Origin of the sequence: Mycobacterium sp. RTGN4 (assembly GCF_033804635.1) — a bacterium.
Lineage (GTDB): Bacteria > Actinomycetota > Actinomycetes > Mycobacteriales > Mycobacteriaceae > Mycobacterium.
On record NZ_JAPZLB010000013.1, the window covers coordinates 161,018 to 182,345 of the forward strand.

The following is a 21,328-nucleotide window of genomic DNA, read 5'->3' on the forward strand; positions in this document are numbered from 1 at the left end:
GGGGATGTGCAAGTGACGGTGCTCAGCGGCGCCGGGATGTCGGCCGAGAGTGGCGTCCCGACTTTCCGAGACGTCGAGACGGGTCTGTGGGCCAAGGTGGACCCGTACGAGATCTCCAGCTCGGACGGCTGGCACCGACATCCCGAGAAGGTCTTCGCGTGGTATCTGTGGCGGCACTACATGATGAAAGCCGTCAAACCCAACGACGGACACCGGGCGGTGGCCGCCTGGCAGGACTACGCCGACGTGCACGTGGTGACCCAGAACGTCGACGACCTCCACGAGCGGGCAGGTAGCACGCAGGCTTACCACCTGCACGGTAGCCTGTTCCACTTCCGTTGTGACCGTTGCCAATCCACTTACGACGGGGTACTCCCCGCCATGCCGGAACCGGTCGAGGCAGTGCAGCCGCCTGCGTGCCCCGCGTGCGGCGGATTGATCCGCCCCGACGTCGTGTGGTTCGGCGAGTCACTGCCGACGGAGGCCTGGGAGCGCTCCATGGCCGCGGTGGCGGGGGCCGACGTGGCGATCGTCGTCGGCACGTCGGCCGTCGTGTACCCGGCGGCCAGCCTGCCCGAGTTGGCTTTGTCCGAGGGCATCCCCGTCATCGAGGTCAATCCCGAAGAGACGGCCCTGTCGCACAGAGCGACGATCTCGCTGCGGGAAACGTCCGCGACCGCCCTGCCGGGCCTGCTCCAACGACTACCGGCGTTGCTCGGCTAAGCCGGTCGGACCGCCCGTCCGATCGCCGTCTCGCCGACGGGCACCGGCACCCACGCCGGGAGCATCCACTCGCGCCTGGCGTCGCGCACCTCGAACCCGGCGGCGGCGATGGACCGCTCGGTGTCACGATGGGTGTGACAGTTACCCAACAACCGCGGCCACACCGTCGCGTCGGCCAGCCGCTGTAGCCCGGCGCGCATCCCGGTGCTCGCGACGTGTTCCAGGTAACGCAGCTCGCCACCCGGCGTCAGCACCGAGAAGAGTTGCCGCAGCACGTCATCGGGGTCGTCCACCGAACACAGCACCAGCGAGCACACCACGGCGTCGAACCGCCCTCCCGCATCGAACTGCTCGACGGTGTCGGTGCTGACCGTGACCGGCACCGCCGCACGCTCGGCCGCTTTCCGCGCGATGACGGCGAGTCTGCGTTCCGGCTCGATGGCGACGACCTCACTGACCGTCGAGGGGTAGAACTCGAAGTTGGTGCCCGTGCCCGCGCCGACTTCCAGCACGCGCCCGGTCAGTCCGACCAGGTTCTCCCGCCGCAGCTTCCGGATTTGCTCCGTTTCCCGTGCGGACAGCCTCGTCCACAGCCGCGCGAAGAACGGATTGTCTACAGCGTCGGCGTCACTCACCGGCGAGTCCTTTCATCCTGGCGATGGCCTCCGCCGGAGGGGTATCCGCGCCCATCACACCCATCGCGATGCGGCCGCAACACGCAGCGCGCAACACCCGATCGGCGAAGTCCTCAACCTCACCGAAGGGCAGATACGGCCGCGAGATCATCAACGCCACGATGCCGTGCGCGACGGTCAACAGTTCGAGCGCCGCGACGGTCGCATCGCCATCGGGGTAGACGCCCTCGGCCATGAGCGCCTGCACCGAACCGACGAGGTGCATGAACGCCGCGGTGTTCAAGGTCAGGTCGATGTCGCTACCCGGCCTGGACTCCCCCATGGTGGCGATGCGATACAACTCGGGTGTCTGCAGCCCGAAGCGCACATAGGCCATGCCCTGCGCCCACAGTCGGTCGATGGTCGTCGGCTGATCCTCGACGACGGCCTGCATCACCTCGTCGAGACGTTCGAAATACCTGGCGCACACCGCATCCAGCAGAGTGTCCTTGTCGGAGAAGTGCAAATAGATCGACGGTGGCGTGACGCCGACGCGTTGCGACACCGCGCGGATCGACACCGACTTCTCGTGGCCGGTCTCCAACAGCAGCTCGGTGGCGGCGTCGAGGATCTCGTCGCGAAGCTGTTCACCTGAACCGCGCGGAGCGCGCCTGCGTCGCAATGGCTGGACCGTCACGCTATCGAGTGTCCGTCACTGAGGCCATCGACCGGCCGCAATTCGAGGCGGGCGCGTCTTCCGGGCCGGATTCGCTGATGCCGATGCGTTGATGGAGCCGCACCAGTGGCCTTGGCGCCCACCAATTCCAGCCACCCATCACGTGCATGAACGCAGGCACCAGCATCATCCTCACCAGGGTGGCGTCGACGAGCACCGCCAGCGTGAGCCCGACGCCGAACATGCGCATGAACGACACCTGCGCGGCGATCAGCGCCGCGAACGAGATCGACATCACCACCGCGGCGGCCGTGATGACCCGGCCGGTGCGCGCGAGCCCGAGCGCGACGGCCTCGTCGTTGTCGGCGCGTGACGCCTTGATCGCCTGCAGCCCCGCGGGGGTGGCCGCCGCACCAGTCCGCATCGACAGCCAGTACTCCCGGATGCGGGCCACCAGGAACACCTCGTAATCCATCGAAAGCCCAAAGGCGATGCAGAACAACAACACCGGCATGTTGGCCACCAGCGTCCCCGTCGGCGTGGTGCCCAATGCGCTGAGGTGGCCGTCCTGGAAGATCCACACCAGCGCGCCGAATGCCGCGGTCAACGACAACACGTTGAGCACAACGGCTTTCAGCGGCAGCGTGATGCTGCCGGTCAACAGGAACAGCAACCCGAAGGTGATCACTGCGATGAGGCCCAGCACCCATGGCAGTCGTGTCGTGATGGCGTCCACACTGTCCCGGTTGATCTGTGCGATGCCGGCCAGTTGGACCGTGCGACCGTCGGGTGCGCTGACCGCGTGCAACCGGTCGAGCTGGGCCTCGGATGCGTCGGAGAACAGCGGTGCCGTACTGCCGACGTTGAAGTAGGCACTTCCGTCGGCGACGTAACCGCTCGGCGACGGCGGCGCTACCTGCGCTCCCCCCATGAACGTCCCGGCCGGGCCGGACACCGTCGACACGTCGGGCACTCGGGACAGGTCGACCGAGTAGCGCTCGAACTCGGCGGGTGTCAGTCCGGCGGCGTCGGGTACCACCACGCTCACCGCCGTCGAGGAGTTGTCGACGTAGTCGTTGCGCAGTTGGTCGCCGACTTCGTGGGCCGAGGCCGACGTGGGCAGCACTCGATCGTCGGGGAAGCCCCACCGGACGCTCAGGAACGGTGCGCCCAACGCCAGCAGCAGTACCACGACGGCCAGGCCAATGGGGACTGCCCGTCGCATCACGAACTTCGTTGAGCGGTACCAGAACAACTTCTCGACGGGCTTGACCGCGGGCTCGGGCCGACGGAGCACCCGGCGGAACAGTCGACGGACGTCGAGCGCATCCAGCCGGTCACCGAGCAACCAGATGGCTGCGGGCGTGACGATCACCGCCGCAGCTGCCGCGAACGCGACGGTCGCGATGCCCGCGTAGGCGAACGACTTCAGGAAGTACATCGGGAAGATCAGCATCGCAGCCATCGACAGCGCCACGGTCGTTGCCGAGAACAGCACCGTGCGGCCTGCCGTCGACATGGTCCGCAGCAGCGCCTTGTCCCGGGGTCTGCCTTCGCCGAGCTCGTCGCGGTATCGGCTGATGATCAGCAGCGTGTAGTCGATGGCCAGGGCCAAGCCCATCGCCGTGGACAGGTTCAGCGCGAAGATCGAGACGTCGGTGGTGAACGTGATGAGGCGCAGCACCGACATCGACCCGACGATGGCGAGCCCGCCGACCAGCATCGGCAGCGCCGCCGCGACCAGGCCGCCGAATACCCAGACCAGCACCAGGAAGCTGAGCGGGATGGCGATCGATTCCATGAGCAAGAGGTCGCGTTGGGTCTGGGCATTGATCTGCGCGTAGACCATCGCTACACCGCCTGCGCGGACCGTCACTCCGTCGCGATCGTGCACCACTTCGTCGGCCAAACTCTGCGCGTACTTCTGAGCGTCGTTCTCACCGCCGGTGATGCCCGCGACGATCAGGCCCGACTTGCCATCCCTGCTGGTCAGTTCGGTGGCGGCCTGGGGCGGCACGGTCCAGGCCGACGTCACGTTGGCGACGTGGGGCGACCGCTTCAGGTGGTCGACGATGTCCATGGCGGCGGCTGTGGCTGCGGTTCCGGTGGTTCCGGCTGGTGCGGTGACCGTGACCAGCATTTGCATGTCACCCTGCCCGAACTTGTCCGTCAGCAGTGCCGTCGCCTGGGCCGATTCGGATGTCGGATCCTGAAAACCGCCCGCCGACAGGCTCTTCGCCACCGGGACGCCGAACACCGCAGCAGCCACCATGATCAGGGCCGCGACGCCGAGGATGCGCCGCGGGGCGGCGATCGCCAGCAGGCCGATCTTCTGCAGCACGTGAGTCCTTTCAAGAGATATCAGCGCTAACTTATCAACGATAACTCAGCGTCGTCAACGCGGACCCCACACGGTTCATACGTTGCCCACCCCGGGAATGTTCACCGCGCAGGCACTCCCAGCATTCTCACAGCGGAATAAGGTGGTCGTCATGGCCACCGACTACACGCCGACCATCGACACTCCCCGCAACGCCTACGCCCTCACCGATGTCGGCCTGCTGCTACTTCGCTTTGCGGTCGGCGTGACGATGATTCAGGCCGGCCTCATCAAGGCGCTGGACTTCGGCGCGACGGTGGCATTCATGGAGTCCGGCGGCTGGCGCATGCCGAAGTTCGCCGCAGCGCTCGTCACCGCCACCGAGACCGCGGGCGGGGTGCTCTTGCTGCTTGGTTTGCTGACACCGCTTGCCGCGGCGGGTGTGCTCGCTGCGATGATCGACGCCTGGTTGGTGAACGTGTCCGCCGCCGCGTTTTGGGCTGACCCGTTCAACGTCCCATTCCTGACCGCGTTCGCGGCAACGGCCCTGCTCTTCGCGGGCGCAGGCGCCTACTCGCTGGACGCGAAGCTCTTCGGCCGCCATCGCTGGCCCGGTGTGATCAGTGTCGGGCTGCTGATCATCGGCATTGCCGCCGCGGTAGCCACCTGGATATTGCTGAACGGCACCAATCCGCTACACCTGACGAAGCCGACGGGCTAGGAAACTACCCGCGGGTAAGAATTGCCACCATTTTCCGAATCGTGACTCAATGAACTCTTAATGGTGATGGTTACTGTTCAGTACATGTGGATCGACGACACCAGTGCAGATGTCATCAAAGTTGATTTCGAGGCCCTGTACCACGGGGACTTCCTGATTGAGGGCGACACGTCCGAGCAGTTCCCGGACCTCGCTCAAGCAGTCTGACCCTTCGCCTTCGGGCGCATGGTCTGACCTGGCCTTTCGGCCGTAGACCTGCCCGCGTTAGACGTAGGCCACAAGAGCCGCTGACCTGTTGCGTCGGCGGCTTTTTTGGTGCCTGATACACCGCCACGCAGATGCACTCAGGGCTGTGACTCCACGCGAGTCACAGCCCTGAGTGCAATCTGAACGTCCCTCAGAGTTACTAGACCTTCGCCGTGACAGGCGATGGCGTGACCATGTTGCCGAGGCGACCGGTGATCAGGTCCTCGGCCTCTGCCACGATTCTCGAAACCAGTTCACCGACGGTCGGGATGTCGTTGATCAACCCCATCACGGTGCCCACCGACCAGATACCCGCGTCGACGTCGCCGTCGTCGTACACCGTGCGCCCACGAGACCCGGCCACGAGGTCCTTGACGTCCTCGAACTGCCCGCCACCCTTGAGGATCTCCACGACCTCACGCGACACCACGTTGCTCGCGACCCGCGCGGTGTTGTTCAGGCTGCGGAAGATCAACTCGGTACCGCGCTCGTCGCCGGCCACGATCGCTTCCTTGACGTTCTGATGGATGCACGACTCGACGGTGCACATGAACCGCGAGCCCATGTTGATGCCGTCGGCGCCCAACGCCAGCGCGGCGACCAGGCCGCGGGCATCGGCGAATCCGCCCGAGGCGATCATCGGGATCTCGATCTTCGCCGCGGCCGCCGGGATGAGCACCAAACCCGGAATGTCGTCCTCACCGGGATGGCCGGCACATTCGAAGCCGTCGATGCTGATGCCGTCCACGCCGAGGCTCTGCGCCTTCACGCCGTGCCGCACCGAGGTGCACTTGTGCAGCACCTTGATGCCGTTGTCGTGGAACATCGGCAGGTGCGGCGCCGGGTTGGACCCGGCCGTCTCGACGATCTTGATGCCCGCGTCGACGATCACCCGGCGGTACTCGTCATAGGGCGGCGGATTGATCGACGGCAGGATCGTCAGGTTCACCCCGAACGGCTTGTCGGTGAGGTCACGCGTCTTGGCGATCTCGTTCGCCAGGTCGGCCGGTGTGGGCTGAGTCAGCGCGGTGATGAACCCCAGCGCGCCCGCATTGGCAACGGCCGCAACCAGTTCCGCGCGCCCCACCCACTGCATGCCACCCTGAGCGATGGGGTGCTCGACCCCGAATACTTCGGTGAACTTCGTCTTGATGGTCATCGCGGGGCCATCCGGATTGCGCCGTCGAGCCGGATGGTCTCACCGTTGAGCATCGGGTTCTCGATGATGTGGACGGCGAGCGCGCCGTACTCGTCGGGGTTTCCGAGTCGGGCCGGGTGAGGCACCTGCGCACCGAGCGACTTCTGCGCTTCCTCGGGCAACGAGCCGAGCAGCGGGGTCTTGAACAGTCCCGGCGCGATGGTGCAGACGCGAATGAGCTCACGCGACAAGTCGCGCGCGATCGGCAGCGTCATACCGACGACGCCGCCCTTGGAGGCCGAGTACGCGGCCTGACCGATCTGACCTTCGAAGGCCGCGACCGAGGCGGTGTTGACGATCACGCCGCGTTCCTCGCCGATGGGCTCGTTCTTCGCAATGCGCTGCGCGGCGAGGCGCAGCACGTTGAACGTGCCGATGAGGTTGACCTGGATGGTCTTGGTGAACCAGTCCAGCGGGAAGGGGCCGTCCTTGCCGAGGGTCTTGGCCGCGCTGCCGATACCCGCGCAGTTGACGTTGATGCGCAGCGGGCCAAGCGATTCAGCGAGGTCGAGGGCTTGGCCAACGGCCGCCTCGTCGGTCACGTCGGCGGACGCAAACTTCACGCGATCGCCGAGCTGACTCAGTTCCTCACCTTCTCGTAGGTCGATGACCACCACGGACGCGCCGGCGTCGAGCAGGCGTTTCGTGGTCGCCAGACCTAGGCCGGAGGCGCCACCGGTGACGACGGCAACGGCGTCTTTGATCTGCACGGATGCATTCCTTTCGTACTCATCTACGGTCGAGATCTGCTCTCAACCGACTGGTTGGTTGGGACTATACCCAGTCGCGCAGGATGGCCTCGGTGTCGGCTCCGGGAACACCGGGTGGGGTCGGGGTCGACGAAGCGCTGCGCGAGAAGCGGGGTGCGGGGAACGGTTCCAGGTTGTCGCCATTGGCGAAGAACGTCCCGCGCTCGGTGATGTGAGGTTCCGTCTCCACCTCGGCGAAGCTCAGCACGGGCGTCACGCAGGCATCGGTGCCGTTGAACACCTTGGCCCAGTGGTCGCGGTCGTGTGCGGCGAACGCCTCGGTGAACGCAGTCCGGAGCTTTGGCCAGCCGTCGACGTCGTTCTGGTCGGGCAACGTCGCAGGATCGAGGCCGAGCCCCGCGAGCAGTTCCGCGTAGAACTGCGGCTCGATCGATCCGACCGCCACGTACTTTCCGTCGGACGTCTCGTAGGTGTCGTAGTACGGCGCGCCGGTGTCGAGCATGTTGGTACCGCGGACGTCGCTCCACATTCCGGTGGCGCGGAAGCTCCACATCATCTGCATCAGCACGCTCGACCCGTCGACCATCGCGGCGTCGACCACCTGGCCCTTGCCGGAAGTCTGGCGCTCCCACAGCGCGGCCAGGATGCCGACGAGCAGGAACATCGATCCGCCACCGAAGTCGCCTGCCAGGTTCAGCGGCGGCACCGGGCGCTCATCCTTGCGGCCGACGGCGTGCAACAGCCCGTTCAGCGAGATGTAGTTGATGTCGTGACCGGCCTGCAGCGCCCGCGGCCCGTCCTGGCCCCAGCCGGTCATGCGCGCATAGATCAGCCCGCCGTTGACCTTGGCGCAGTCGTCAGGTCCAAGCCCGAGCCGCTCGGTGACACCGGGCCGGAAGCCCTCGATCAGCACATCGGCCTTGGCGAGCAGGCGCAGGATCAGTTCGCGACCCTCGTCGCTCTTGAGGTCGGCCGCCACCGAGCGCCGATTCCGCAGCATCGAATCCCCACTGGGTACGCCCGGACCCTTCCTGGGGCGCTCGACGCGTACGACGTCGGCTCCGAGGTCGCCGAGAATCATCGCTGCGTGTGGCCCCGGGCCGATGCCCGCCAACTCGACGACACGCAATCCCTGTAGTGGTCCAGCCATCTTGCAACGCCCTCCGGTAGTCGACCTGGTTGACCGCCGACATAGCTTACTTGTATAACCAAGTTGATCGACCGCGGGCCTCGGCTCGCCTGACCCTAGGCAGCGAATGACAACGAATCCGCCCGATCTCATGCCCTATCTAGGCATCGACGATCTCACGGTGTCCCTCGATGACGGCGTGCTTTCGGTGACGCTCAACCGCCCGGACAGTCTGAACTCGCTCACGGCGGCGATGCTCGCCACCATCGGTGACACGATCACGCGGGCGGGCGCCGACCCACGCGTGCGGGTGGTTCGGCTCGCGGGGGCGGGTCGCGGATTCAGCTCGGGCGCAGGCATCAGCGAAGCCGACCATGCCAATCCGGGCGCCGCAGGCACCCCCGCCGACGTGCTTGCCGCAGCCAATGCCGCCGTCCGATCGATCGTCGAGCTGCCCAAGCCCGTCGTCGCCGTCGTCCAGGGTCCGGCCGCGGGCGTTGGGGTGTCGTTGGCGTTGGCCTGCGACGTCATCCTGGCCTCCGAGAATGCGTATTTCCTGTTGGCGTTCACCAAGATTGGGCTGATGCCCGACGGTGGCGCATCGGCGTTGGTCGCGGCGGCCATCGGCCGGGTGCGGGCGATGAGGATGGCGCTGCTGGCCGAACGCCTCACTGCTTCGGACGCGTTGGACTTCGGCCTGGTGAGTGCCGTCTACCCGGCCGACGAGCTCGACGCGAAGGTGGACAAGGTCATCGCGACGCTGAAGTCCGGTCCTGCGGTGGCGTTGCGCAAGACCAAGCAGGCCATCAACGCAGCGACGCTGACCGAGCTCGACGGCGCGTTCGAACGCGAGACCGAAGGCCAGTTGACGCTGCTGGCTTCCGACGACTTCCAAGAGGGCACCAAGGCCTTTCAGCAGCGGCGTACGCCGACGTTTTCTGACGACTGACGTGCGCCGGCGCGGGGCGTCACGCAGTCCCAGGCGTCCCACGAGTCACCTCTGCCGGAGACACACCCCCGCTCGAAATGCAGTATCGCCAGTGATACTGCGTACGCCGGTAATGCACAGTCGCGCTTCGATACCCAGGCCTGCGCGACACGCTGGTATCGCCCGCGATACTGCTTTACGGACAGGGGTGTGCTGTCGGAATGCGGCGCAACGATGGCCATCGTGAACAACTACACCTATCGCGCCGAGTGGTGCTCCGATACTGATGCCTATATGGCTCGCTGCCTCGAATTTCCTTTGCACACCGCACGCGCGCCGACAGCCCAGGAAGCGATCCGACTCGTCGAGCTGAGCGTCGCCGAGATCGTCGCCGAATACGTGGAGGACGGCGCTGCCGCCCCGCCCTCGCTGAGCGATCGCCGCTACAGCGGCAAGTTCGTGGTGCGCACCTCGCCTCAACTCCACGCGAAACTGACCATCGAGGCGAGTGAGCAGGGCGTGTCACTGAATCACTGGGTGGTTCAGAAGCTCGCGAGCCGAGCCCCGTCACTTGACGACATCTTCTGACCGGAAAATCATTCGACTCACGCATGGTCGGTCCGCCACCATCGATGGGTGAGTACGCAATTCGACGTCGAACAGCCGGTGGGGTCCGCCGGCGGATGGCGCGTGCTCGCACCCTTCCGCGTCCGCGAATACCGCCTGCTCATCGCGGCGGTATCGATCTCGATCTTCGCCGAGGGCATGTGGTCCGTCGTGATGGCCCTTCAGGTCATCGCGCTCGACAACGACCCCGCGTCGCTGTCGCTGGTCGCGACCTGCCTCGGCATCGGCCTGGTGGCCTTCCTGCTCGTGGGCGGCCTCGCGGCCGACCGGCTCAACCAGCGCAGCATCATCATCGCCGTCGAGACCGTCAACGTCATCGCGGTGTCAACGGTCGCGGTACTGGGTTCGATTGGCACACTGAAGATCTGGCACATGGCCGTCGCCGCGGGCACCCTCGGCATCGCGGCGGCGTTCTTCTTTCCCGCATACAGCGCGCTACTGCCGCGGATACTGCCCGCCGAGCAACTACTGGCCGCCAACGGCGTCGAGGGCACCGTGCGTCCGGTACTTCAGCAGGCCATCGGCCCAGCCGTGGCGGGAATCCTGGTGGGGACGACGATGCCGTCGGTCGGCGCCGTCGTGGTGGCCGTGTTGTTCGCCGTCGGCCTCATCCTGTTGGTAGCAACGCGTCCTGAGGTCAGCGCGTCGACGCGCGACGACGCCCGCGATCGCCCGCACCTGCTGCGCGATCTGCGCGACGGCTGCTCGTTCGTGGTTCGGACGCCGTGGCTGCTGTGGACGTTGTTGTTCGCCAGCATCTTCGTGCTCGTCGTGCTCGGTCCGATCGAGGTGCTGTTGCCGTTCATCGCGCAGCGCCGGTTCGCCGACGGCGCCCGGTCGTACGGCTTCATACTGGCCTGCTTCGGCGTCGGCAGCGCGCTTGGGGCACTTGCGGTTTCGTCGCGACGACTCCCCCGGCGCTATCTGACCGTGATGATGACGATGTGGGGGCTCGGGTCGGCGCCGCTGGTGGTCGTCGGTATCACGTCGTCGTTCCCCACGATGGCGCTGGCCACGTTCGTCATCGGCGTCACCGATGGAGCGGCAGGCGTCATCTGGGGCACGCTGTTGCAGCGTCGGGTGCCTTCGGAACTGTTGGGCCGGGTGTCGAGCCTGGACTTCTTCGTCTCGCTGGCGTTCATGCCGCTTTCGTTCGCCATCGTCGGACCGTTGTCGAAGGTGGTGTCGATGGAACTGATCTTCCTGGTGGCAGGCATCGTGCCGGTGCTGTTGGCGGCCATCGCCGTAATCGCGGCTCGGATGCCGCGCGACGAGCTGGCCAACCCGTTGGATTAGACGCCAAAGATCGGTGGAAGTGCGAGCACCAACACCAGCCCCCAGAAGAAATGGGTGAGCATGGGCGCGAGCACTCCACCGGTCATGCGGCGCTCGTAGGCGCAGATAACGCCGAGTATGACCCCCGCGAAACCCAGCATCGGGTTGCCCGCTGCCGACACCGCGACGGCGTACACGAGCGTCGAAACCACCACCGGATAGCGCTTTCCGAGCGCGGAGTACAACGCCCCGCGAAAGAACAGCTCCTCGGCAACGCCGTTGACGACGGTGATGAACACGACGAGCGCAAGGGGTCCGTAGTTGGCGAACTCCAGCACTTGGACGATGTAGTCGCGCACCGGCGGGATCTCCCGGGCGACCAGTCCGCCAACGACGAACGCGCCGCCCACCAGCAATCCGACGACCGTTCCCGTGATGACGGGACGTCGGCTCCGGGCGCGAAACATCAGGTGGCCCAAATGGATTGGACCCGACGCCCGCGCCCCGAGCGCCCACACCGCGGCCAGCGCCAGCGTGAGCCAGTAGAACGACGCGTTGCCGGGTTTCTGATTCAGCGAGCAGCCGAGCAGCACCGCGCCGACGACGAGCACGATCACGACGACGATGCGCCGACGGATCACGCTCGACCGCGGCTCGTCGTAGTGCTCCGCGCGCGTGCTGACCATGGTCCCGATTTCGGCGAGCAGGCTCATGCGGTCGCGTTCCCTGGCACCAGACCGATCAGGGCGTCGAGGCTCGTACGCACGGCGCCCGCGACCGGTCCTGGCACCAGTCGGAGCAGCCCTAGTGCCGGCTTCACGATCGACGGCGTGACCGACGTTGCCAGCCGGCGCAGGCGCAAGACGTCGCCGCCCGCCCAACACGGATCGGTGTCGGCGAGCTGATGGGGATCGGCCAACCCGTTGACGGGGCGCGGCCTGCCGCCGGACAACGACAGTGCGATCGCTTCGTCGATGCCGAGCAGCCCGCCTGGCGGGTCGGGCACGATGTGCCGTAGCCCGTCGTCGGATGCCGACATCGGATGGTCAAGTGACTCAACGAGATCCGCGGTCAAGCCACCCGGTACCGGCACGATCATCGCGGCCACGCGCGACACCAGCCACATGTCGACGTCAGGCACCGGAACGTTGTGGTGCCACTGCCCCGAGATCCGTGCGTAGGACCGCAGCAGCTCGCCGTACGTCGTCGGCTCGGCTCCGTGAATGTCGTATGCACCCGCAGGCACGCGGTCGCGATCCGCGGCGGCGACGAGGTAGTACAGCACGTCGCGGATCGAGATGGGGTCCATCGGGTTGTCCGCCCACGGCGGCATGGGGAGCACGGGGAAACGATCGCCCATGTACCGCATCAGCTCGAACGACGTCGATCCCGCACCAAGGATCATCGCCGCACCAAGCCACACGACTTCGGGTCCGCCGTCGACGGTCAGGGCGCCTGCGACCTCGGCCCGGCCGGTGAGGTGTTCGGATAACTCGCCGACGTCCGGCACGAAGCCACCGAGATAGACGATCCGCTGGACGCCCGCGTCCCTGGCCGCGACCGCCACGTTCGCCGCGCCGTCGTTGTCAGCATCGCGGTAACCGGGCTGGCCGATGCCGTGGACCAGGTAGTACGCGACGTCGATTGGGCCCGTGACGGCGAGCGCGCTAGCCGCGCTCTCCGCGTCGGCGGCGTCGAGGTACACCGGCGTCACGTCGTCGAACCAGCCGAATTCGGCGAGCCGCCCGACGTCGCGGCTCGCGACGACGACCTCGTGACCCTCGCTCAAGAGCGAGCCGACGAGGCGCGAACCCACATAGCCGGTCGCACCCATCACGAGGATCCGCATGTTGTTCACGGTAGGCATGTACCCGCGCAGCCGCTAATCGATCACAGTGCGGCGCACTAATCGACCGACGTGCGGTGCATCTCGCTCAGGTGCTCGTAGACCTGGGCATTCAAGCGGTTCTGCGCCACTTCGTCGTCAGAGAGCTCGCGACGGACCTTCCCCGGCACCCCCGCGACCAGCGACCGGGGCGGAATGACGGCGCCCTGAGCGACCACCGCGCCCGCCGCGATCAGCGATCCTTCTCCGATGAGGGCGCCGTTGAGCACCACCGCGCCCATGCCGACCAGACATCCGTCCTCGACGGTGCAGCCGTGCAATACGGCGTTGTGGCCAACGCTGACTCCGGCTCCGATGGTGGCCGGGAAGCCCGGATCCACGTGAACGGTGACGTTGTCCTGAAGGTTGGAGCCGTCGCCGATGGTGATCGGTTCGAACTCGGCGCGAAGGACGGTGCCGTACCAGACGCTGGCCTTGGCTCCGAGCATCACGGGACCGAGCACGGTGGCGTTCGGCGCGACCCACGAATCGGCGTGGAGTTCGGGGGCACGGCCATTGATGGCCTTGATCAGGGGCTCGGGCATGGCCGAAATGGTAGCCGCGGGGTCACGTGTAGCCGGTTTGCATTCAACAGCACTATTGCAGTTGACTGCATCTAGTCGTAGTGTGCTCTGGCATGACGACAACGCAGTCGATGGTGACGGTCGAGCAGTTCATGGACGATCCGATCGCGTACTTCCGGGAGTCACTGACTCGGATGCACAGAATTCCGCGCGACGAGTTGGAGCAACTCCAGCGTCAGGCGATGGCCGTTCGGTTCGATCAACATCGCAAGAGCATCGAGCTAGTCGGCAAGCTGGCCGACCGCTTGGGCGTGACGGCCCTTGATGAATTCAACGACGTCGTCCCGCTGTTCTTCTCCCACACCGCCTTCAAGTCCTACCCGGCTGTGCTCATCGACAACAAGCGCTTCGATCTGATGACGAAGTGGCTCGACAAACTGACCAGTCACGACCTGAGCAACGTGGACACCAACGGCTGCAACGGTATCGACGATTGGATCGACCGCCTTGACGAGCAGACCCCGCTTGAGGTCATCACCTCAAGCGGTACGACCGGCACCCTCTCGATCATCCCCAAGGACAAGCACGGTGCGCGCGAAGGTATGCAGCTGTGGAAAATCTGCCTGTTCCAGACATTTGGCGAGGAACCAACATTCGAGCAGTTGAATCCCGCCGTCGAGGTCATCTGGCCCAACTACGCCAAGGGAAAGCTGGGCCACCTCCGCATCGCGAACATGATCAAGCAGGGCTTCACCGGCAACGATGAGCGCAAGTTCCACGCGCTGTACCCGGACGCCATCGACACCGACCTGATGTTCCTGGCATCGAAGATGCGCGCCGCCGCGTCGCGCGGCGAGCTCGACCGGCTGGTGATCGACCCGGCGCTGGCCGCCCGCAAGGACGAGTTCATCGCGATGCAGGCCCGGCAGCCGGAAGACCTCGACAACTTCTTCACCACCATCGCCGAAAAGCTCCGCGGGAAGCGGGTATTCATGATCGGTACCTACGGCCTGATGTACGACGTCGCCAAGGCCGGCCTTGAGCGCGGCATCTCGGGAGTGTTCGCCAAGGACTCCGCGATCCTCACGGGTGGCGGAAACAAGGGCGTCGTACTGCCTGACGACTACATGGACGTGATCCACGAGTTCCTCGGCGTCGACCGCATCCAGGAGGGTTACGGCTTCTCGGAACAGAGTGCGTTCCACTGGGCCTGCAGCGAGGGCCGCTACCACGTTCAACCGTGGGTGATCCCGTTCGTACTCGACCCGGACACCAGCGAACCGCTGCCACGCACGGGGCGGCAGACCGGCCGAGCGGCCGTCTACGACGTGCTGCTCAAAGCACATTGGGGCGGCGTCATCTCCGGCGACGAGGTCACGATCGACTGGGATCTGCACTGCCCATGCGGCCAGACCAGCGTTGCGTTCGAACACGACATCATCCGCTATAGCGAGAAGCAGGGCGTCGACGACGACCGCATCACGTGCGCCGCCACCCACGAGGTGCACAACGAGGCAGTCGATTTCATGAAGGCGTTCGAGTCATGAGCAGCGCGTACACCGTTCCACTTTTCCTGCGCGGCGAGGTCATTACCGACGATCTCGTCCCGTTCGGTACACGCAGTGGCGCAACACAATTCCAAGCGCCCGACATGGCGCGCTACGTCGAGCGGCTGCCGCTGCCGACTCCGATGGCGATGGCCGACCTCAACGACGTCGGGTTCGACGAGATCCTGGACGTGCTCGAGGCACTCGGCAACGCGCTGAGCTTCGACACGAACCCGCATTTGCAAGAGGCGTACGAAGCCGCAGTGCTCGCAAACCCCTTGCCGCCGGAGATGCTGAAGAACAGCTATCGGATTCTGCCGCCACTCTTCTCGCGCACCAACGTGCTCGAGCTCGCCGAGACCCAGGTCGGGCTCGACTACCTCAACGGCTGGGTACCCCACGCGCAGAGCGACGGGCGCCAGTTGCGGGTACGGGCATTCGGATCGCGCGTTGTGCACATACCCGCAGGCAATGGCGGCCTGGTCTCGGCGGTGACGATCCTGCGTTCGGTGATCACGCGATGCGACGCGATCATCAAGGCACCGTCGAACGACCCGCTGACGGCCGTGGCGATCGCCCGCACGCTGGCCGACGTCGCCCCGAACCACCCCATCACCAGACACTTGGCGGTGGCCTACTGGAAGGGTGGCGACGACGCGATCGAGGAACGGCTGTACCGGCCCGAGCATGTCGAAAAGATCGTGGCCTGGGGAGGTTTGGGATCGGTCAAGCACGTCACCCGCTACATCCAGCCGGGCCTGGAGCTGATCGCGCTCGACCCCAAACGCAGCGCGACGATCATCGGGCGAGAAGCATTTGGCGATGACGAAACGATGCGCGAGGTCGCGCGCCGCGCCGCCGTCGACATCGGGGTGGCCAACCAGGAAGGCTGCGCCAATGCCCGCGTCGTCTACGCGCTCACCGGGACCGATCCGGCTGGCATCGCCAATGCCAACAAGCTCGGCGAACTGATCTACGACGAGCTAATGCGGCTGCCCGCATTCGTCAGTACGCCACCGCCGCAGCCGAACCGGGAGCTATACGAACATGTCGAAGCGACGCGGATGACAGAGGACTTCTACCGGGTGATCGGCGGTGAGCGGCGCGAAGGTGCAGTCATCGTGTCGCAGTTCGACTCGCCGGTCGACTACTCCGCGATGCTGTCCGGGCGAGTGGCCAACATCGTGCCGGTCGACAACATCGACAAGGTCACCGAAGCGGTCACCGCCTACACCCAGACGATCGGAATCTATCCAGAGTCGCTGAAACACGAACTGCGCGACACGCTTCCGCTGTTCGGAGCGCAACGACTGACCAGTCTCGGCTATGCCTGCAGCGTACCGATCGCGGCTCCGCAAGACGCGATCGAACCCATGCGCCGGATGTGCAAGTGGATCGTGGAGGAGACCTGCGATCCTGACGTGGTGATCCCACTGTGGCGGCTCGGCGAGCCAGCGGTGCAGCTGTGATGAACTCCCCCACCGCGCTGGCGCTCGTCGATGGCGTCGATCTGACCGGCAAGACCTGCGTCATCACCGGCGCCACGGCCGGGTTGGGGCGCGAATCCGCAAGGGCACTCGCGACGACCGGGGCGCATGTCGTCCTTGCGGGGCGCAGCGCCGCTGCGCTGTCGGAGACGACACGGTGGGTCTGCACTGAGGTTCCCGGTGCCCGGACGTCGAGCGTGCAGCTGGATCTGACGTCGCTGCAAAGCGTTCGTGCTGCTGCCGCGACGATTTCGGACATCACCTCCACGATCCACGTACTGATGAACAACGCAGGGGTGATGTTCACGCCGTTCGGTCGCACGACCGAAGGCTTCGAAATGCAGTTCGGTACAAATCATCTGGGTCATTTCGAACTCAGCAGGCTGCTAGTACCGCAATTGGTTGCGGCCGAGGGGGCCCGGATCGTGAACCTCTCGTCCGACGGGCACCGGCTGAGCGACGTCGACCTCGACGACCCGAACTGGGAGCGCCGCGAATACGACAAGTTTGCCGCATACGGCGCATCCAAGACCGCCAATGTGCTGCACGTGACCGAGCTTGACCGACGCTTGCGCGACCGCGGTGTCCGTGCGTATGCCGTCCACCCCGGCGTGGTCGCCACCTCGCTGGCCCGCCACATGACCCGCGATGACTTCGCTAGCCTGCGCGAACTCGGGCCGACACAGCCGAGCGAGCAGACGATCGACGTACGTCGTGACTTCACCACCGCCGAGTACGGGGCGGCGACCCAGGTGTGGGCGGCGACGAGCCAGGAACTGGCCGACGTCGGGTCCGTGTACCTCGCGGACTGCCGAATTCGCGACGACGTGGCGCCCTACGCAGTCGACGCGACGCACGCGTTGGCCCTTTGGAACCTGTCGGACCAGCTATGCGACAGCAGCACACGTTAGGCTCGCAGCGGTGAACAGGATGGACCGGCGCAAGGTCGAGGTCCGCGACCGGATTCTTGGCGCGGCCTTCGACCTCTTTCTGGTCCAAGGCGTTTCGGCCACCAAGATCGAAGACATCTGCGAGCGCGCCGACGTGGCTAATCGCACGTTCTTCAATCACTTCGCCACCCGGCAGGACATGATGCGCGCGCTCGCCGAACGACGTCTGCTCAACCTCCACGATGTCGTCTTCGATCGGGCATCCGAGCCGATCCCCGCCCGCCTGGTCGGATTGTTCGACGACATCGCCGCTGCACTAGTCGAATCGAGTGACGCCTACCGCGAAGTGATCGGCGAGATGCTGGCTTGCACCGGCAATGGCTTCCAACGCGGGTCCGCGCTTCATGACACGTTTCTCGAACTCGTCAAGGACGGCGTGGCACGTGGAGAGGTCACCGTCCGCCACGACCCGCAGACACTCGCCGACATCATCGTCGGGTCCTTGGTCGGCGGAATCGTCAATTGGACTGTCGACAAGACGTATTCGCTCGAAACTGGCTTGCACGCCTTGGCCGTCGCACTTGCCGATCTGTTGGTAGGAGCCCCCGTCGGCAGCTGACCGATCGTCAAGCGCCTTGATAGACCTTGCGATAACTCGTCGGTGACATCCCGACGCCCTTGCGCAGATGGTGTCGCAGGTTGCCGCCGGAGCCCAGCCCGGAGCGCCTCGCCACCTCGTCGACGGCGAGGTCGCGGAACTCGAGCAACTCACGGGCGTGATCGATCCGGCGGTTGCGCACCCAGGTGCCCGGCGCCTGTCCCGTCTCCTCGCGGAAGCGGCGGTTGAACGTCCGTGGACTCATGTTCGCGTGTCTGGCGAGTCGCTCGACCGTCAGGTCCTCGCCGAGGTGACTCAATGCCCACTCGCGGGTGGCGCCCGTCGAGGCGTCGTCCGCCGTCGGTAGCGGCCGGTCGATGAACTGGGCCTGCCCACCCTCCCGCCACGGCGGCACGACGCAGTACTTCGCGACGGCGTTGGCCACCTGGGCACCGTGATCGGAGCGAATGATGTGCAGACACAAGTCGATTCCGGCGGCGAGCCCGGCGGACGTGAGCACGTCGCCGTCGTCGACGAACAGCACCTTCTCGTCGACCCGAACCTTCGGGTGGAGCCTGCGCAGCGCGTCGGCGTACTTCCAATGGGTGGTGACGCGCCTATCGTCGAGCAGTCCCGCCGCGGCGAGCACGAAGGCCCCCGTGCAGATCGAGACGAGCCGAGTACCCGGCCGGATCGAATCGAGCGCGGCGCGGACGTCCGGCGCCAGCACCCCGTCGTGGCGAGCGGGTGGATACCGCGTGCCGGGGATGACGACGGTGTCGGCAGTGGCGAGCACCTCGGCGCCGGCGGCGGGCACCACGTCGAAGCCGTTGGTCGCCGGGACCCGGTCGTCGGTCAGTCCGCACGTGATCACTTCGTAGAGCGGATCTCCACGCTCGTCCTCTGCGGCGCCCAGGAGCGTCGGGGCGATCGCCGCATCGAAGCCGACGACGGGCGGCAGGAACAGAACGGCGACGCGATGCACGCGTTCATTTTGGCATGTTTTTAACGAATAGTGTCATTCATGCCACTGGTCCGCTGCCCGGTCGACCCGCGATGCTCGTCGGGTGACCGCCGAAGCCGCCACCAGGACTACGCGCGCCCCCCGCCTCCACTGGGCCTGGGTGGTGGCCGCCGTCAGCTTCGTCGCGATCCTCGGTGCCGCGGGCTTCCGCTCGGTGCCCGGCGTCTTCATGAATCCGCTGCACCACGAGTTCGGGTGGTCGCACGGGACGGTCGGGCTCGCGATGTCGGTGAACATGACGCTGTTCGGGCTGACCGCTCCGTTCGCGGCCGCGCTGATGGACCGGCTGGGCGTGCGGCGCGTGCTGTCGGCGGCGCTGCTCTTGATCGCGACGGGTTCGGCACTGTCGCTGACGATGACGGCCAGTTGGCAGCTGGTGGTCTTCTGGGGCGTGCTGGTGGGCGTCGGCACGGGCTCGATCTCGATGGGATTCGTCGCGACCGTGTCGACGCGCTGGTTCGAGCAGCGTCGCGGCCTGGTGACCGGCGTACTGACGGCGGCCAGCGCGACGGGTCAGTTGATCTTCCTGCCAGTCGTCGCCGCCGTGACGACGCAACACGGCTGGCGCTGGGCCGCGCTGATCGTGGCGGCGGCCGCATTGAGCGTGGTGCCGCTCGTCGTCGTGTTCATGCGCGACTACCCGCAGGACAAGGGGCTGACCGCCTACGGGGCCACCACGGCGTCCGTGCCCACGCCGCTGCCGACCGGCAGTTTCCGCGCAGCTTTCGACGGGCTGCGAATCGGCGCCCGCGTACCCGCGTTCTGGTTGCTCGCCGGCAGCTTCGCCATCTGCGGGGCCACCACGAACGGCTTGATCGGAACGCACTTCATCCCAGCGGCCAACGACCACGGCATGCCGAGCACGGTCGCGGCCGGCCTGCTCGCCACGATCGGCGTGCTCGACGTCGCCGGCACCATCTGCTCCGGCTGGCTGACCGACCGCGTCGACCCAAAGCTCCTGCTCGTCGTGTACTACGCGGGCCGTGGCGGCTCGCTGCTCCTGCTGCCGTCGCTGCTCGCCCCTCACACCGAGCCGGGCACCTGGGTATTCGTCATCTTCTACGGGCTCGACTGGGTTGCCACCGTGCCACCGACGATCGTGCTCTGCCGAAACTACTTCGGCACGCGCTCCCCGGTGGTGTTCGGCTGGGTGTTCGCGGCCCATCAGCTTGGCGCTGCCGTTGCCGCCGCTGGCGCCGGTTGGTTACGCGACCTGCAGGGCACCTACGACCTGGCCTTTTACCTGGCCGCGGGGCTGTGTGTGCTTGCCGCGCTGCTTTGCCTGAACGTGCGAAATGTCCAGGTCAGTACCACCTGAACCACGTTGCCAGCCGACCATGGCTTTGCCCATTCGTTATCCCAGCACATACGATTCGTCCGGCGCCGCCTAGATGGTCGGGCTCAGGACGGCGCCCTTGAAACAGTTGAGGAGCAGAACGTGAAGACTCGCACCAGCCGAGCCTTGGGAGTTTCCGCCGCAGTCGCCGCCATCGCCGTATCGGTGCCGATCGCGATCACCGCCCAGGCCGATCCGACGACGCCCCCGGCACCGGTGGTGGCGCAGCCACAAGGCAACTGCGACCCCGTGAAGGCCGAACTGGCCACCGCCGGTCTGGACTTGACGAGCCTCAGCACCATGCCGCTGGGCAAGGCGCTCGCGTCGATCCCATCGCTCAGCACCTTCACCGCGGCCGCCTCCGGCGGATGGAATCCCGAAGTGAACGTCATCCCGGTGCTGGAGAACGGTCCCTACGTGGTGTTCGCCCCGAACAACGACGCGTTCGCCGCCCTGGATCCCGCCCAGGTGGCGAACCTCAAGGCCGATCCGGCTGCGCTCTACAAGCTGGACTACTACCACGCCTTCCTCGGCCTGCTCGGGCCCGGCGACGTCGAAGGCCAGCGCCCGACGCAGCAGGGCAACGAGATCAAGATCAAGGGCAAGGATGGCGACATCAAGGTCAACGACGACACCAAGGTGATCTGCGGTGGCATCCAGGCCAGCAACGCGCGCATCTACATCGTCGACCACGTGCTGAACCCCGACGCTCCGCCCGAGCCGCTCACGCCGAAGACGTCCTTCGACAACACGGGCAAGCCGCTGGCCCCGGCCAGCCCGACGAGCTCGGCCGCACCCGCCCCGGCTGGCTGACCCACCTTCCAGACAGCGATTTCGGCGCGCTTTTCGGGTCTCAACTCCGAAAAGCGC

General features: G+C 66.1%; 22 protein-coding genes. 12 read left to right on the forward strand and 10 right to left on the reverse strand.

The features are described 5' to 3' along the window. The first annotated feature begins 6 nt into the window (after positions 1-6). Complete coding sequence (locus SLQ30_RS25005) at positions 7-723, forward strand: NAD-dependent deacylase (protein WP_319449474.1); 717 nt, start codon at positions 7-9, stop codon at positions 721-723. Here the strand turns inward: SLQ30_RS25005 and SLQ30_RS25010 are convergent. Genes SLQ30_RS25010 through SLQ30_RS25020 form a run of 3 tightly spaced genes read right to left on the reverse strand, consistent with a single transcriptional unit; the run spans position 720 to position 4,354 of the window. Further along, positions 720-1,358, reverse strand: a complete 639-nt coding sequence (locus SLQ30_RS25010; RefSeq protein ID WP_319449475.1) for a class I SAM-dependent methyltransferase — start codon at positions 1,356-1,358, stop codon at positions 720-722. The genes SLQ30_RS25005 and SLQ30_RS25010 overlap by 4 nt on opposite strands. After that, positions 1,351-2,034, reverse strand: a complete 684-nt coding sequence (locus SLQ30_RS25015; protein WP_319449476.1) for a TetR/AcrR family transcriptional regulator — start codon at positions 2,032-2,034, stop codon at positions 1,351-1,353. The genes SLQ30_RS25010 and SLQ30_RS25015 overlap by 8 nt, the downstream gene beginning before the upstream one ends. Position 2,035: 1 nt before the next feature. Then, complete coding sequence (locus SLQ30_RS25020; RefSeq protein ID WP_319449477.1) at positions 2,036-4,354, reverse strand: MMPL family transporter; 2,319 nt, start codon at positions 4,352-4,354, stop codon at positions 2,036-2,038. Positions 4,355-4,505: 151 nt separating this feature from the next. On the opposite strand from SLQ30_RS25020, the gene SLQ30_RS25025 reads away from it, so the two are divergent. Continuing rightward, complete coding sequence (locus SLQ30_RS25025) at positions 4,506-5,054, forward strand: DoxX family protein (protein ID WP_319449478.1); 549 nt, start codon at positions 4,506-4,508, stop codon at positions 5,052-5,054. Between the two features lie 84 nt (positions 5,055-5,138). Then, positions 5,139-5,261: a hypothetical protein gene (locus tag SLQ30_RS25030; protein ID WP_319449514.1), complete on the forward strand. Its 123-nt coding sequence runs from the start codon at positions 5,139-5,141 to the stop codon at positions 5,259-5,261. A gap of 199 nt (positions 5,262-5,460) precedes the next feature. Here SLQ30_RS25030 and SLQ30_RS25035 read toward each other — a convergent pair whose 3' ends face one another. The 3 genes from SLQ30_RS25035 to SLQ30_RS25045 form a co-directional block, all read right to left on the reverse strand. Next, on the reverse strand, positions 5,461-6,459 hold the full coding sequence (locus SLQ30_RS25035; protein ID WP_319449479.1) for a nitronate monooxygenase family protein: 999 nt from the start codon (positions 6,457-6,459) through the stop codon (positions 5,461-5,463). Beyond that, positions 6,456-7,208 carry a 3-hydroxyacyl-CoA dehydrogenase gene (locus SLQ30_RS25040; protein ID WP_319449480.1) on the reverse strand — a complete coding sequence of 251 codons (753 nt, stop codon included), beginning with the start codon at positions 7,206-7,208 and terminating at the stop codon, positions 6,456-6,458. The genes SLQ30_RS25035 and SLQ30_RS25040 overlap by 4 nt, the downstream gene beginning before the upstream one ends. A 64-nt stretch (positions 7,209-7,272) precedes the next feature. Further along, positions 7,273-8,358: a CaiB/BaiF CoA-transferase family protein gene (locus tag SLQ30_RS25045; RefSeq protein ID WP_319449481.1), complete on the reverse strand. Its 1,086-nt coding sequence runs from the start codon at positions 8,356-8,358 to the stop codon at positions 7,273-7,275. Between the two features lie 106 nt (positions 8,359-8,464). Here SLQ30_RS25045 and SLQ30_RS25050 point away from each other — a divergent pair, with 106 nt between their 5' ends. The 3 genes from SLQ30_RS25050 to tet(V) all read left to right on the forward strand — a co-directional run bounded on the left by SLQ30_RS25050 (position 8,465) and on the right by tet(V) (position 11,188). Continuing rightward, positions 8,465-9,286, forward strand: a complete 822-nt coding sequence (locus SLQ30_RS25050; RefSeq protein ID WP_319449482.1) for an enoyl-CoA hydratase — start codon at positions 8,465-8,467, stop codon at positions 9,284-9,286. Positions 9,287-9,499: 213 nt separating this feature from the next. Further along, a complete protein-coding gene (locus tag SLQ30_RS25055) occupies positions 9,500-9,853 on the forward strand; it encodes a type II toxin-antitoxin system HicB family antitoxin (RefSeq protein WP_319449483.1) in 354 nt (117 codons plus the stop codon). A 78-nt stretch (positions 9,854-9,931) separates the two neighbouring features. Beyond that, positions 9,932-11,188 (forward strand): tetracycline efflux MFS transporter Tet(V), encoded by a 1,257-nt coding sequence (tet(V), locus tag SLQ30_RS25060; protein ID WP_319449510.1) that lies wholly within the window; start codon positions 9,932-9,934, stop codon positions 11,186-11,188. Here the strand turns inward: tet(V) and SLQ30_RS25065 are convergent. From SLQ30_RS25065 to SLQ30_RS25075, 3 genes are read right to left on the reverse strand one after another with little or no spacing between them, the layout of a single operon-like run. Beyond that, positions 11,185-11,853 (reverse strand): type II CAAX endopeptidase family protein, encoded by a 669-nt coding sequence (locus SLQ30_RS25065; RefSeq protein WP_319449511.1) that lies wholly within the window; start codon positions 11,851-11,853, stop codon positions 11,185-11,187. The genes tet(V) and SLQ30_RS25065 overlap by 4 nt on opposite strands. 23 nt (positions 11,854-11,876) lie before the next feature. Further along, positions 11,877-13,016, reverse strand: coding sequence for an NAD(P)H-binding protein (locus tag SLQ30_RS25070; RefSeq protein WP_319449484.1), 1,140 nt, complete (start codon positions 13,014-13,016; stop codon positions 11,877-11,879). A 56-nt stretch (positions 13,017-13,072) separates the two neighbouring features. After that, a complete protein-coding gene (locus SLQ30_RS25075) occupies positions 13,073-13,597 on the reverse strand; it encodes a gamma carbonic anhydrase family protein (protein ID WP_319449485.1) in 525 nt (174 codons plus the stop codon). 92 nt (positions 13,598-13,689) lie between these two features. Here SLQ30_RS25075 and SLQ30_RS25080 point away from each other — a divergent pair, with 92 nt between their 5' ends. The 4 genes from SLQ30_RS25080 to SLQ30_RS25095 are packed head-to-tail and all read left to right on the forward strand — an operon-like array spanning position 13,690 to position 18,119. Next, positions 13,690-15,123: a hypothetical protein gene (locus SLQ30_RS25080; RefSeq protein ID WP_319449486.1), complete on the forward strand. Its 1,434-nt coding sequence runs from the start codon at positions 13,690-13,692 to the stop codon at positions 15,121-15,123. Continuing rightward, entirely contained in the window at positions 15,120-16,592 is a 1,473-nt protein-coding gene (locus tag SLQ30_RS25085; protein ID WP_319449487.1) for an acyl-CoA reductase, read from the forward strand. Before SLQ30_RS25080 ends, SLQ30_RS25085 begins: the two co-directional genes overlap by 4 nt. Next, complete coding sequence (locus tag SLQ30_RS25090; protein ID WP_319449488.1) at positions 16,592-17,521, forward strand: SDR family NAD(P)-dependent oxidoreductase; 930 nt, start codon at positions 16,592-16,594, stop codon at positions 17,519-17,521. The genes SLQ30_RS25085 and SLQ30_RS25090 overlap by 1 nt, the downstream gene beginning before the upstream one ends. Before the next feature lie 19 nt (positions 17,522-17,540). Then, on the forward strand, positions 17,541-18,119 hold the full coding sequence (locus SLQ30_RS25095) for a TetR/AcrR family transcriptional regulator (RefSeq protein ID WP_319449512.1): 579 nt from the start codon (positions 17,541-17,543) through the stop codon (positions 18,117-18,119). A 7-nt stretch (positions 18,120-18,126) separates the two neighbouring features. On the opposite strand, the gene SLQ30_RS25100 is transcribed toward SLQ30_RS25095, so the two are convergent. Continuing rightward, entirely contained in the window at positions 18,127-19,083 is a 957-nt protein-coding gene (locus SLQ30_RS25100) for a GlxA family transcriptional regulator (protein WP_319449489.1), read from the reverse strand. A gap of 82 nt (positions 19,084-19,165) precedes the next feature. Between SLQ30_RS25100 and SLQ30_RS25105 the strand changes: the two genes are divergently transcribed. Both SLQ30_RS25105 and SLQ30_RS25110 read left to right on the forward strand, forming a co-directional pair. Continuing rightward, positions 19,166-20,440 (forward strand): MFS transporter, encoded by a 1,275-nt coding sequence (locus SLQ30_RS25105; protein WP_319449490.1) that lies wholly within the window; start codon positions 19,166-19,168, stop codon positions 20,438-20,440. A gap of 120 nt (positions 20,441-20,560) precedes the next feature. Beyond that, entirely contained in the window at positions 20,561-21,271 is a 711-nt protein-coding gene (locus tag SLQ30_RS25110) for a fasciclin domain-containing protein (RefSeq protein WP_319449491.1), read from the forward strand. The last annotated feature ends 57 nt before the right edge of the window (positions 21,272-21,328 follow it).

Coding starts and splice junctions, on each gene's coding strand:
- SLQ30_RS25025 (WP_319449478.1), top strand. CDS start 4,506: ATGGCCACCGACTACACGCCGACCATCGACACTCCCCGCAACGCCTAC.
- SLQ30_RS25030 (WP_319449514.1), top strand. CDS start 5,139: ATGTGGATCGACGACACCAGTGCAGATGTCATCAAAGTTGATTTCGAG.
- SLQ30_RS25035 (WP_319449479.1), bottom strand. CDS start 6,459: ATGACCATCAAGACGAAGTTCACCGAAGTATTCGGGGTCGAGCACCCC.
- SLQ30_RS25045 (WP_319449481.1), bottom strand. CDS start 8,358: ATGGCTGGACCACTACAGGGATTGCGTGTCGTCGAGTTGGCGGGCATC.
- SLQ30_RS25050 (WP_319449482.1), top strand. CDS start 8,465: ATGACAACGAATCCGCCCGATCTCATGCCCTATCTAGGCATCGACGAT.
- SLQ30_RS25055 (WP_319449483.1), top strand. CDS start 9,500: ATGGCCATCGTGAACAACTACACCTATCGCGCCGAGTGGTGCTCCGAT.
- SLQ30_RS25065 (WP_319449511.1), bottom strand. CDS start 11,853: ATGGTCAGCACGCGCGCGGAGCACTACGACGAGCCGCGGTCGAGCGTG.
- SLQ30_RS25070 (WP_319449484.1), bottom strand. CDS start 13,016: ATGCGGATCCTCGTGATGGGTGCGACCGGCTATGTGGGTTCGCGCCTC.
- SLQ30_RS25075 (WP_319449485.1), bottom strand. CDS start 13,597: ATGCCCGAGCCCCTGATCAAGGCCATCAATGGCCGTGCCCCCGAACTC.
- SLQ30_RS25080 (WP_319449486.1), top strand. CDS start 13,690: ATGACGACAACGCAGTCGATGGTGACGGTCGAGCAGTTCATGGACGAT.
- SLQ30_RS25085 (WP_319449487.1), top strand. CDS start 15,120: ATGAGCAGCGCGTACACCGTTCCACTTTTCCTGCGCGGCGAGGTCATT.
- SLQ30_RS25090 (WP_319449488.1), top strand. CDS start 16,592: ATGAACTCCCCCACCGCGCTGGCGCTCGTCGATGGCGTCGATCTGACC.
- SLQ30_RS25095 (WP_319449512.1), top strand. CDS start 17,541: ATGGACCGGCGCAAGGTCGAGGTCCGCGACCGGATTCTTGGCGCGGCC.